The 12,200-nt window shown below is 67.6% G+C and carries 10 protein-coding genes; 4 read left to right on the top strand and 6 right to left on the bottom strand.

What is annotated here, in order from left to right:
• Nucleotides 1-176 precede the first annotated feature (176 nt).
• The gene (locus HGB39_RS07780) at nt 177-872 is read left to right on the top strand and encodes a FadR/GntR family transcriptional regulator (protein ID WP_005574626.1); all 696 of its coding nucleotides are present in this window, start codon (nt 177-179) and stop codon (nt 870-872) included.
• Nucleotides 873-878: 6 nt separating this feature from the next.
• Here the strand turns inward: HGB39_RS07780 and HGB39_RS07775 are convergent, their stop codons facing one another.
• The 3 genes from HGB39_RS07775 to HGB39_RS07765 are packed head-to-tail and all read right to left on the bottom strand — an operon-like array spanning nt 879 to nt 5,136.
• Nucleotides 879-2,060, bottom strand: a complete 1,182-nt coding sequence (locus tag HGB39_RS07775; RefSeq protein WP_005574627.1) for a CaiB/BaiF CoA transferase family protein — start codon at nt 2,058-2,060, stop codon at nt 879-881.
• Entirely contained in the window at nt 2,057-3,772 is a 1,716-nt protein-coding gene (locus HGB39_RS07770) for an acyl-CoA dehydrogenase family protein (protein ID WP_005574628.1), read from the bottom strand. Before HGB39_RS07770 ends, HGB39_RS07775 begins: the two co-directional genes overlap by 4 nt.
• On the bottom strand, nt 3,769-5,136 hold the full coding sequence (locus tag HGB39_RS07765) for an MFS transporter (RefSeq protein ID WP_005574629.1): 1,368 nt from the start codon (nt 5,134-5,136) through the stop codon (nt 3,769-3,771). The genes HGB39_RS07770 and HGB39_RS07765 overlap by 4 nt, the downstream gene beginning before the upstream one ends.
• Before the next feature lie 141 nt (nt 5,137-5,277).
• Here HGB39_RS07765 and HGB39_RS07760 point away from each other — a divergent pair, with 141 nt between their 5' ends.
• Complete coding sequence (locus HGB39_RS07760) at nt 5,278-6,168, top strand: LysR family transcriptional regulator (protein WP_005250530.1); 891 nt, start codon at nt 5,278-5,280, stop codon at nt 6,166-6,168.
• Nucleotides 6,169-6,187: 19 nt separating this feature from the next.
• On the opposite strand, the gene HGB39_RS07755 is transcribed toward HGB39_RS07760, so the two are convergent.
• Both HGB39_RS07755 and HGB39_RS07750 read right to left on the bottom strand, forming a co-directional pair.
• Complete coding sequence (locus HGB39_RS07755) at nt 6,188-7,027, bottom strand: HpcH/HpaI aldolase/citrate lyase family protein (RefSeq protein ID WP_005574630.1); 840 nt, start codon at nt 7,025-7,027, stop codon at nt 6,188-6,190.
• A gap of 87 nt (nt 7,028-7,114) precedes the next feature.
• Nucleotides 7,115-8,563 (bottom strand): aspartate ammonia-lyase, encoded by a 1,449-nt coding sequence (locus HGB39_RS07750; protein WP_043793981.1) that lies wholly within the window; start codon nt 8,561-8,563, stop codon nt 7,115-7,117.
• A 117-nt stretch (nt 8,564-8,680) separates the two neighbouring features.
• On the opposite strand from HGB39_RS07750, the gene HGB39_RS07745 reads away from it, so the two are divergent.
• Entirely contained in the window at nt 8,681-10,075 is a 1,395-nt protein-coding gene (locus tag HGB39_RS07745; RefSeq protein ID WP_005574632.1) for a dicarboxylate/amino acid:cation symporter, read from the top strand.
• A 118-nt stretch (nt 10,076-10,193) separates the two neighbouring features.
• On the top strand, nt 10,194-10,877 hold the full coding sequence (locus tag HGB39_RS07740) for a GntR family transcriptional regulator (RefSeq protein ID WP_005250515.1): 684 nt from the start codon (nt 10,194-10,196) through the stop codon (nt 10,875-10,877).
• A 112-nt stretch (nt 10,878-10,989) separates the two neighbouring features.
• Here the strand turns inward: HGB39_RS07740 and HGB39_RS07735 are convergent, their stop codons facing one another.
• A complete protein-coding gene (locus HGB39_RS07735; protein WP_043793982.1) occupies nt 10,990-12,192 on the bottom strand; it encodes a cytochrome P450 in 1,203 nt (400 codons plus the stop codon).
• Nucleotides 12,193-12,200: the final 8 nt, after the last annotated feature.

Below are 12,200 nucleotides of genomic sequence, written 5' to 3'. Positions count from 1 at the left end.
CAGTGGCAACTGGTCTCGACCGCCGCCCGCGAGCAAATTGACTCAGTGGCAGATTGGCCTAGCCACTTCATAAAAGCAGTGTCATGGATCACTGTCAATAGGAACTATGGGTGCGGTTACATGCCTGTGCGAGATACCGTGGAGTAGTTTCAGTGGAATGGAGAGTGGGTGGCCCAGTGGCTGAGCAACTGCGTCCGGTAGCACGACCGCGGCTGTACGAGGTGATCGTCGAACAGCTCTGCGCCCATATCGCCGACCACGAGATGACGCCGGGCGACCGCCTCCCCGCCGAGCGTGAACTCGCCGCTCAACTGGGCGTGAGTCGCGCTTCGCTGAGTCAGGCGCTCGTCGCCCTCGAGGTGCAGGGTGTGGTGTCGGTGCGGCACGGGGACGGTGCCGTGCTCGTCCGCCGCCCCATCGAGGAACGAGCGGTCAAGGCGCTCCGGGAACACGCCGACCGTCTCCCCGAGGTGATCGAGGCCCGCGAGGCACTCGAGGTCAAACTTGCCGGGCTCGCCGCCGAGCGCCGGACCGACGCGGAAATGGTGGCGATCGATTCCGCCCTCGCGACGATGGAAGCCGAGATCGCCGCGGGAGATCGCGGCGTCGTCGGCGACGAGCAGTTCCACGAGGCCATCACTGTCGCAGCGCACTCGTCACTGCTGGCCAAGCTGATGCACGAGATTTCCGGGCTGATCCGGGAGACCCGGATCGAATCCCTCTCCCAAGCCGAACGCCCGCGGGCCTCGCTCGAGGGGCACCGCCGCATTGCGACGGCGATTCGAGACCAGGACTCCGCGGGCGCTTCCCGTGCGATGGCCGATCACATCCGGATGGTGTCCGACGTCGCGCTGCTGCGCGAGGGCGGGTAGCCGGGTCTACCCGCCGACCACCGACTGCGGCCGGTGGGCACCGAGGATCGCGTCGGTGTCGGCGCCCAGTACCGGCGGCGCGGACGTAAGATGCGGGCGTTCGCCGGAGAAACTGACCGGGAACGCGATCTGCTGCAGACTGCCCAGCGTCGGGTGGTCGACCGTGCCGATCATCCCGAGTGCCGCAGTGTGCGGGTCGGCGTAGATCTCGTCGAGATGCCGGATCGGTGACACAGGCACGGCGTGTGCGGTGAGCGTGTCGCACCAGTGCTCCACGGTGCCCGACGCGAAGGCCGTCGACAGTTCCCGCTCGAGATCGCCGCGATTCGCCACGCGGTCACGGTTGCGCTCGAATCGCGGGTCGGTCGTCAGGTCTTCGCGTGCGATCGCCGAGCACAGGCTCCCCCACTGATTGTCGTTGCCCACCGCGACGACGAAGTATCCGTCGCTGGCGGGAAACGCTTGATACGGAGCGAGATTGGGATGACCGGAGCCCAGCGCGCCGGGACGCTCGCCGGTCGCGAAGTAATTCGTCGCCCAGTTCACGTGCAGGGCGAGCTGGCACTCGAACAGCGACGTCGTCACGTACTGCCCTCGGCCGGTCCGCGACCGCTCCACCAGGGCAGCGAGCACGCCGATCAGACCGAAGAGCGCCGCCCCCAGATCCCCCATCGCGAATCCGGCCTTCATCGGCGCCCCGCCCGGCTCACCGGTCAGCGACATCAGTCCGCCTGCGGCCTGCGCGATCATGTCGTAACCCGGTTCGTCGCGCAGCGGACCGTCCTCCCCAAACGCGGAGATGTGCAGCACGACCAGATGCGGGTACCGCTCGGACAGCGTCCGGTAGTCGAAGATCCGCTGCAGCCCGCTGCCGGGCTTGAAGTTCTCGACGACGACGTCGGTCTCCTCCAGGATGCGGTGGATGACGTCCTGTCCCTCTTCCGATTTGAGGTCGACGGTCACCGACTTCTTGCCCCGGTTGATCGCGAGGTAGTACGTAGCGTCGGGGCCGACGAACGGCGGACCCCACGACCGTGTCGGGTCGCCGCCGTCGGGGTGTTCGACCTTGGTGACGTCGGCGCCGAGGTCCGCGAGCGACATGGTGGCGTACGGTCCGGCGAGGATCTTGGAGAGGTCCAGCACCCGCACCCCCTCGAGGGGCGCCGGTCCGGTGTGGGTCGTGGTCACAGGAGAACTCCTGTCGCAGAGTCGGATCGGGGTGCGGCGGCCTGCGCGGCCTCCGCGGCGACATCGATGCCGTGGACGACGGCCCCGAGGTGGTCGAGGGCCGCCCCACAGAGGTGCCCGGTGTCGCCGGACAGGTAGGCGTTCGCGACGAGCAGCGACCGGTAGCCGCTGCCCGCGGTGATCGCGAAGTCGGCGAGGTCGTAGAGCAGTGTGGCCATCGCCGCTCGGGCCAGTTCGTTCGCGTAGCGCGCGCACCCGGCCTGCGCGGTGTCGTCGTCTCCGGCGACCAGCAGGTCGCCTTCCGCGACCAGGTCGTTCCAGCGTCGGTGGAGAACGTCGGCGCCGGGGCCGCAGTCGGGTCCGAGTCCGGCGAGGATGCCGCGCATCGTGTCCGCCAGCCGGTGATGCGCACCGAGCTTGCGCATGCACCGCAGCACGTCCAGGGCGATGACGTTGCTCGAGCCTTCCCAGATCGACCCCAGGTGGGCGTCGCGGACCAGGCGGGCGTGGGCCCATTCCTCGATGTAGCCGTTGCCGCCCCGCACCTCCATGGCCTCGCCGGTGACCACGCGCGCCCGTTTGCAGATGTAATGCTTCGCGAGCGGGGTGAGGACCCGGATCAGGGCACCCGCGGAGTCGTCGCCGGCGTCCGCCGCCTGCAGGCACTGCGCGCTGTACGCAACCAGGGCGAGCGCCGCCTCGGCGTCGAGCGCGAGCGGCAGCAGGGTTGCGCGCATCAGGGGCTGGTCGAACAGGGCCTTGCCGAACACCACCCGCTCCCGGGTGTGGTCGACGGCGTCGCGCACGGCTCGTCGCATCAGCGCGCTCGACCGCATCGCGTTCGACAGCCGCGAGGTGTTCACCATCTCGGCCATCTGCCGGAACCCGCGGTCGAGTTCGCCCACCTGAAGGGCGTACGCACCGGTCAGCGACACCTCGCCGCTGGGCATCGAGCGGGTGCCGAGCTTGTCCTTCAGCCTGTCGATCGTATAGCTGTTGCGCTCGCCGTTCGCCAGAACCTTGGGCACCATGAACATTCCGACGCCGCGGGTGGACTGGTCGTCACCGCCGGGGAACCGGGCCAGGGTCACGATGACGTCGGCGTCGGGATTGGACGCGAACCACTTCTTCCCGGTCAGCCGCCACGCGTCGCCGTCACGCTCGGCCCGGGTCTCCGTGCGGGCGATGTCGGTGCCGGCCTGCGGTTCGGTCATGAACATCGCGCCGGTCATCGCGCCGGCGGGGTCCGTCGACGTCAGTGCGTCGATCCACGATCCGAACACGTCCGGGTCGCCGAACATGCGCAGCGTGCGGGCGGCGGCATCCGTCATCGACACCGGGCACGCCAACCCGAACTCGGCCTGCACGAAGACGTACGACGCGAGGTACTTGACCAGGTGCGGCGGGACGTCGTCCCAGCCGTGCAGGCCGCCGCGGTGCGACAGTGCCGACAGTCCGTATTCGCTGTATGCGGCTCGGCACAGTTCCTGGTAGGAGGGGTGGTAGGCGATCCGGTCGATGCGTTCGCCGTCACGGTCGAACTGCTGCAGCACCGGCGGATTCTTGTCGGCGGTGGCGGCGAGGGCGTCGAGTCGCCCGCCGGCGTCGGCGCCCAGCCGGTCGAGCAGGGTGTTCAGCTTGTCGCGGTCGGACGGTGCGGTCCACCGGTCGACGACGGCGCGCAGGGCGGGATCGGTGTGAGCGAAATTCATGAGTGGGCAGCATCTTTCCGGGTCGAGGACTGTTCGGGACGGGGCTCGGCGGCGGTCCCGCCCGACCGGGCTTTCCCGCGGCGGAGCAGCAGGGTCATGCAGGCGAGCGAGAGCACGACGTAGCCGAGTCCGAGGGCGACGACCGGCCAGATCGAGTCGGTGTGGGTGAGCAGGAACTGGCAGAGCATCGGAGCTGTTCCGGCGAAGATTGCCGTCGACAGCTGATACGACAGCGAGATCCCGGTGTAGCGGACGTTGGTCGGGAAGACCTGGGCGAGGATGCCGGCGAGCGCGGCGTAGTACATCGCGTGCGGTGCGGTGGCCAGCACCATGCCGAGCATGGCCAGGGGCACCGATCCGGTCTGCACGAGGAGGAACATCAACGGCAGCAACACGAGTTCGGGCAGCAGCATCCACCGGATCGCCCGCGACGGATCGATTTTCGTGGCCAGCACGGCGCCGAACGGCTGCACGAGTACCTGTGCGACGAGCGCGATCGTGATGACGAGTAGGAAGTCCCCGCGGTCGAATCCGAGGTCGGCGGTGGCCCAGGCGAGTGCGAACGTGGTTTTCACGTAGGTGATGGCGACACCCGCGACCACGGCACCGACGCCGAGGACGAGTTCGACCGGATGCGAGCGCAGCACCTCCACGAGTGGCATCCGGGTGCGCTCCTGGGCGACGACGGCCTTCTTCATCTCCGGTGTCTCCGAGATCCGCAGCCGGATGTACAGTGCGACGACGACGAGCGCGGCGGACGCGAGGAACGGCAGGCGCCAGCCCCAGGACTCGAACACGCTGTCCGACAACAATGTCAGCGCCAGGAACGCCAGGGTCGCGAGCAGATTGCCGACGGGCGATCCCTGCTGCGCGAACGCGCCGTACAGCACCTTCTTGTTCGGCGGCGCGAATTCGGTGGCGATGAGCACGGCGCCACCCCACTCACCGCCCATCGCGATGCCCTGGACCACGCGGAGCGCGACGAGGAGGATCGGCGCCCAGATTCCGATCTGCGAGTAGGTGGGGAGACAGCCGACGCCGACCGTTCCGATCCCCATCAGGATCAGCGTGATGATCACGGCGTTCTTGCGGCCGAACTTGTCGCCGAAGTGACCGAACACGATCCCGCCGAGCGGGCGGGCCACGAAGCCGATCGCGAACGTCGCGAAGGCGGCGAGGGTGCCCACCGCGGGCGAGGCGTCGGGGAAGAACAGCCTGCCCAGTACCAGCGCGGAGGCGGTGCCGTAGATGTAGAAGTCGAACCACTCGATGGTGGTGCCGACGAACGCGGTGACACCGGCCTTGCGGGCCTGCCGGGTGCTGTATTCGGGTGGTGCCGCGTCGCGGCCGGGAATCGGGTTCACGGTTCTCCCTGACTTTCGTGCTCTTGGGCGTCACACCGAGGTAGGGGTGGTGTGCATCACTATGGCCGGGATTCCGTGTAGAGTCCAAGACTTAATTCAGCTTGTTTAGGTGATTCAGACACATAGTTCCGAGGAGGGGTCGTGGAACTCCGTCACCTGCACGCCTTTCTCGCGGTCGCGGAAGAACTGCATTTCGGCCGGGCCGCCGAGCGTCTCCATGTGGCGCAATCCCCGCTCAGCCAGACCGTGCGGGCCCTCGAACGGGAACTTGGCACCGACCTGTTCGTCCGCACCACCCGCTCCGTGCGGCTCACGGCTGCGGGCGAGGCGCTGGTGGGTCCGGCCCGGACCATCGAGGCGCAGGTCGGGATCGTGCGGGGCATCGCGCAGGCGGCGGCCGCCGGGGAGACCGGCCGCGTGACCGTCGGCTTCGGCGGTGCAGGCGGCTACACGGTGCTGTCCGTTCTCGCCCGTTCCCTCGCCGACGCCTACCCCGGCATCGAACTCGATCTACGCCCGCAGATGTACTCGGGTGAGGTGCTCGACGCCCTCACCCGCGGAACCCTGGACATGGGCATCGTGGGGTTGCCGGTCCCGCGGGGCTTCGCCACCCACACCGTGCTCGAGGAGGCACTGATGGTGGCGGTCCCGGCCGGGCACCGTCTCGTCGACGCGGGCGCCGTCGTGCCGCAGGAATTGGCGAGCGAACGGTTCGTGATCTACCCCGCCGAACACGGTTCCGTGGTCCGCGACGCCACGCTCGCCCTGTGCGCGGCAGCGGGATTCGCCCCCGTCGTTGCGCACGAGGCGCCCGACCCGTACAGCCTGCTCGCAATGGTCGGCGCCGGTGTCGGCGTGGCCGTCGTGGTGGATTCGACGGCGCACCTCACGATGGACGGCGTCGAATACCTGCCCATCGCCGGCGACGCCCCCACCCTCCCCATCGCCATGGCCTGGCAGGACTCAAATCCCTCACCTGCGGTGCAGACGGTCACGCGGGTACTGCGCGACGTGATCGGGGAGGTCGGGTAGCCGGTGCACGCCGGCACGCTCAGACCGACACCGAGAAGACGTCGGCCAGGTGGGTGATTCGCAGGGCACGGGCGAGTTTCGGGCGATCGCTGCCGTCGGCGATGTTCTCGCCCTGCGCGCCGAGGTGTGCGATGACCTCGGCAGCCCATGCCACATCGCTCTGTAGCGGGGACAGTTCGCGATTGACGATCACTGTGTGACCGACGTGCATGCACAGCTTGCCGGTCATGCCCATCGACCTGGTGACGGCCAAGGCCTCGGACAGATCGGGTTCGCCGGTCAGGCACGGGCCGTCGATGGGACCGGGGAGGCCGGCCGCCCGACTGGCGACGACGAGCCGTCCCCGCGCGTAGGCCAGCGCGCCGGGTTCGGCGCCCGCATCGGTGTCCCGACGGAAGTCTCCGGTGCCGAAGGCAATTCGGGTCGTGGCGTCGGCCGAGGCGATGTCGAAGGCGAATTCGACGCCACGCGCCGATTCGACCAGCGCGAGGATCGGGGTGTGGGGCAGCTCGGCAGCCGTGCGATCGATGTCGTCCGCGGATTCGGTCTTGGCGAGCATCACACCACTCAGTCCCGGGAGCCCCCGGATCGCGTCCAGATCAGCGGTCCAGTCCGCGGTGGTGACGTCGTTGATGCGCACCCACCCGGTGCCCCCACCGGCGAGGAACTGTCTGACGGCGTCGCGGGCTTGTGTTTTCGAGGACGGAACGACACCATCCTCGAGGTCGAAGATCACCGCGTCTGCCGCCGAGTCCGCGGCTGCGGCGAACTCGTCCGGACGTGAGCCCGCGACCAGAAGCCAGGAGCGCGCATGTGTCGCGGGGACAATGGCGGCTTGTGCCGACGATGTGAGGGTCATCCGATTCTCGTTTCCTCTCGATGTGAACTTCTACTCGGGCGAGGACTGCGCTGTCCTGCATTCGAGGTGCTGGGTGTGATGCGTCGATCAGTGCGCGGCGACACCGGTGAGATCGTCGAGTGCGGCGAATTCGCGGTCCACCGTGGGTGCGGTGAGCAGGCCGGCGAGTCTACGGGGGGACAGGATGTCGTCGACCTGCGCGCGCGTGAGCAGACCGTCGTCGACGGCGAGGTCGCCGACGTAGGCGCCGGTCGCCAGGGCCCTCTTGGCGATATCCGCGCTGGCGGCATATCCGATGAACGGCGAGAGCGCGGTGACGATGCCGATCGAGCGCCGAACACCCTGCTCGAGGCGGTCGCGGTTGGCGGTGATCCCGTCGACGCACTTCACAGCCAGGGTGTCCGATGCCGCGGCCAGGTGCGTCGTGGAGCGCAGCAAACTGTAGACGATGACGGGTTCGAACGCGTTGAGCTGGAGTTGCCCGCCCTCGGCGGCCATCGTGACCGTCAGATCGTTGCCGATCACCTCGAACGCGACCTGGTTGACCATTTCGGGGATGACCGGGTTGACCTTGCCGGGCATGATCGACGAACCCGCCTGGGCCGGAGGCAGATTGATCTCACCGAGCCCGGCGGTCGGCCCGGAGGAGGTGAGCCGCAGATCGTTGCACGTCTTGGACAACTTGACGGCGACCCGTTTGAGGATGCCGGAGACCTGCACGAATGCTCCGCAGTCCTGGGTTGCCTCGATCAGATTGCCGGCCGGGACGACCGGTTCACCGGTCAGCTCGCGTAGGTAGTTGCAGGCGAGCGCGGAGTACTCGGGATGGCCGTTGATCCCGGTGCCGATGGCGGTGCCGCCGAGGTTCGATTCCAGCAGCAGAAGCGCTCCCTCGGAGAGCCGGGCGCAGTCCTCGTTCAGCATGATCGAGTAGGCGGCGAACTCCTGCCCCAGGGTCATCGGTACCGCGTCCTGCAGCTGGGTGCGACCCATTTTGACGATGTCGTCGAATTCGATCGACTTGCGCTCGAATGACTCCGCGAGCCGACCGAGCGAGGCGATCAACAGTCGGAGATGCTCGACCAGCGCGAGTTTGATCGCGGTCGGATACACATCGTTGGTGGACTGCCCCAGGTTCACGTGAGTGAGGGGGTCGAGTTCGGTGTAGGCGCCGCGTCCGAACCCCAGGATCTCGAGTGCGCGGTTCGCGATGACCTCGTTGACGTTCATGTTCGACGAGGTGCCCGCTCCGCCCTGGATCGGATCGATCGGAAACTGGTCGAGCAGTGCCCCATTACGAATCTCCGTGCACGCGGCCACAATCGCATCGGCCCGCCGGTCATCGAGGAGGCCCAGGTCCCGGTTCGCCAGGCAGGCAGCCTGTTTCACCGTCGCCAACGCCGCGACCAGTGCCGGGTACTGACCGATGGTGGACCCGGTGATCGCGAAATTCTCCATCGCCCGGGCGGTGTGGACGCCGTAGTACGCCGCCGCCGGTACCGCCAGATCTCCGATCGAGTCGTGCTCGATCCGCACATCGCTGTCGCTCAACTTTTCCACCAACACCTAATTCGCCGTTCTACTTGACAGGGCCTATGACGTCGATCACTGTTGTCGCACAGTACACCACATCCAATATATTGGAGCCGTTGAATGACGACATCCCCCGCCATCCCTGCCGACTCGGCGACAGCGCCCGAGAACGCCGATACGTCTCGCACACCACGCAAGTGGTGGAAGTTCTGGAAGCTGCCGATCGGTGTGCAGTCACTGATCGCCGTCGGCGTCGGCGCACTCATCGGCACGTTCGCCCCCGCCGTCGGCGAGCAACTCAAACTGGCCGGCGACGTGTTCCTCAACCTGGTTCAGATGATCGTCGTCCCCTTGGTCTTCCCGCTCATCGTGCTCGGAATCGCGCGCATGGATTCGGCGAAGAAGGTCGGGCGCATGGCCGCCAAGGCGATCCTGTACTTCGAGATCGTCACCACGATCATCCTGCTGATGGCCGTCGCGCTGGCGAAGCTGCTCGACATCGGTTCCGGCGCCCCCGTCGCCGGCGCCGACGAAGCCTCCGTCGAGACCCTCGAGCAGGGCATCGACTTCCACGAACTACTCCTGCACGCTGTCCCGAAGAACGTCTTCGCCGCCTTCGCGGAGGGGAATCTGCTGGCAGTGATCGTGTTCGCCGGGTTCGTCGGCGTCGCACTCGCCGCGATCGGTGAGCAGTCGAAACCGATGACGTCCGTGCTCGACTCGCTCGCCAACGCGATGTTCAAGGTGGTCGGCTACGTCATTCGCCTCGCTCCCCTCGGGGTGCTGGGCTTCATCAGCTACGACGTCGCGCACTACGGGTTCGGGAACCTGTCGAGCCTGCTCGGCTTCCTCGCCGTCGTCTACGTCGGGATGGCGATCATCCTCGGCATCATCTTTCCGATCATCGCCGCGATCTTCCGCGTCGAGTACGTCACCATGCTCAAGGCCATCGGAAATCTGGTCGGACTTGCGTTCGTCACCCGCAGCTCCGAGGCAGTGCTCGCGCCACTGCTGCTCAAGCTCGAGGGGCTCGGCGTCAGCCGCTCGACGACCTCGTTCGTCGTGCCGCTCGGCTACTCGTTCAACACCGACGGCTCCGTCCTCTACCAGGCAGTCGCCCTGGTCTTCCTCGCCAACGCCTACGGCGTCGACACCTCGATCCCCACCCTGCTGCTGATGGTCGGCGTGCTGGTCATCCTGTCCAAGGGCATGGCCGGCGTTGCCTCCGCCTCGATCGTGGTGCTCATCGCCGCAGGTAACACCATCGGCCTTCCGGCCGAAGCCGTCGCACTCCTGCTGGGGGTGGACTTCATCGCCGACATGGCCCGCACCGCGGTCAACGTCGTCGGAAACTCCCTCGCCGCGACGGTGATCGACAAGTCAGAAGAGAAAGCCGAGGCGAAGGCCGGTCGGTCTGCGGCAACGCCCAGCTCCGTGCCGGCTACGGCCGGGGGCGAGCCTGGCGACGAACTCGGCGACACGGTTCTCGCCGGGCGACGCAGCGCGGATGGGTAGTCGGGGCCCGGACCATGAACAGTCGACGAAGACACACTCGGTATCGTCGCGACAAGGCGCCCGGCACTCACCCACGCGGCCCCCGGGAGCGTGCGGCGTGCAGAGTACAGTATCCAGTATGTTGCGTGATAATCCGGTGGAGCGCCCCCGCATGAGCGACGTCGCGTTCGAGCGGATCTGCGACGCGATCGTCACCGGTGAGCTCGCGCCCGGATCCAAGGTCAAGGACAGCGAGCTTGCCGAACATCTGGGCCTGAGCCGCACCCCGGTGCGCGAGGCTCTGACCCGGCTGATCGACACCGGACTCGTCGAGGCCAAACCCGCCGCCTTCACCCGGATCACCCCGCTGAACCGCGCCGATGTCGAGGCGACGCTGGCGGTGATGGAGGTCTTGGATCAGCTGGCCGTGAAAACGGGGGTGCCCAACCTCACCGACGACATGATCGACGTGATGCGCACCGCCAACGACGACCTCGCGCAGGCGATCAAGACCGACAACATCGGTGCGGCCCTCGCTGCGGACGACACCTTCCACGGCGTCATCGTCGACGCTGCCGGCAACCCACTGCTCAAGCGCCTCATGCACCAGGTGCACCCGCAGATTCACCGGATCTACTACCGCAAGTTCTCCAGCCTCCGCGGCTGGCAGGACGCCATCGAACACCACGACAACCTGATCACACTGTGCGCGGCCCGGGACGAAGCAGCGGCCGCCGAAATATCGTCACAACACCGACGATTCCTCGGCGGCCTGATCGGCGAACTCTTCGACATCGACGAGTCCACCTCCGCCACGTCGTAACCAGCTGCTCCCCCCGTCCGCCGCGGTGATCACCGCGGCGGCCGGGGGGAGCATCGTGTCGGCGGGACCGTCGGTGCGACGGTCAATACATACGTACGTATGGTTGTCTCGCCTACGCCAACCGCACCGTGACCGGCACGGATTCCCAGGACCGCAACGTGTTGTTGAGGTGTCGGTGCACCGGCCCGGCGAGCTCCAGCGAGTCCACTCGGGATGCCAGTGCCGTCAGCAGTGCCTCCGATTCGAGCCGGGCGACGTGCTGGCCGACGCACTGGTGAATTCCCATCCCGTACCCCACGTGCCCGGACGGGTTGCGGCCCAGGTCGAACGCGTCCGGGTTCTCCCACCTGCGAGGGTCCCGATTCGCGGCGCCGAGAAACATCAGGATCTTCTTGCCGTCCGGGATGGTCGTGCCGCCGATCTCGGTGTCGCGGGTGGCGGTGCGGAAGAACGTCTGGACCGGCGACTCCCACCGGACCGCCTCGTCGAATGCGGTCCGGGCCAGCGTGCGGTTCTCCCGCAGCCTCGCCCACTGGTCCGGATGCGTCGCGAACGCGTAGAGCACGGCCGCGAGCCCGTTGACCGTGGTGTCCACCCCCGCCGTCAGCAGCGAGCGCACGACGAGCGGCGCCTGCTCGTACGTGATGTCGCCGCGGTCCGCCGCCGCCCAGATCTGCGCGCCGAACCCGTCGCCGGTGAGCGCGTTGCGAGCGCATTGCGCGTTGACCCAGCCCACCAGTTCGGCCACCCGCGGCGCCCCCTTCTCCACCAGACTGTTGACAGGACCGAAACTGTTGAATGCGTGGTCCCCGTACGGCAGCAGGTTCTCGCGTCCGGCATCGGGAATGCCGACGGCGTCCGGGAAGACCCGCAGCGGGAACGCGGCGGCGAGGGCGGTGACCGCGTCGAATTCGGTTGTGTTCGCGAGTAACTGGTCGACGAGGGCCTCCGCGTCCTGGATCCACGCTGCCCGCAGTTTCTGCAGCGCGCGGGGGCCCAGAATCTTGCTCAGCACCGCCCGCGGAGCGTCGTGGTGCGGCGGGTCGGCCTCGAGCAGGACACTCGGGGGACGCCACGGCGTTTCGTCCCGGAAATTGCTCAGGCCTACCCCGGCAGCGGATTGGAACGACTGCCAGTCGGTCAGCGCGGCATGGACCTGCTCGTAGCGCCCCAGCGCAAAGACGTCGTATCGCCGCAGGTACACGACTGGTCCGGCGTCCCGCAGGTCGGCCTGGAACGGTAACGGGTCCTGCAGGACGTCGAGGGCGAACGGGTCGGCGTCGCTGACGGGCAACGCGGGAGCGGGGGCGAACATCGTCACGG

The sequence above is a fragment of the Rhodococcus opacus genome, assembly GCF_012396235.1.
GTDB lineage: Bacteria > Actinomycetota > Actinomycetes > Mycobacteriales > Mycobacteriaceae > Rhodococcus_F > Rhodococcus_F opacus.
Note: the sequence above shows the minus strand (reverse complement) of the source record. Positions and strands in the feature narration are given on the sequence as shown.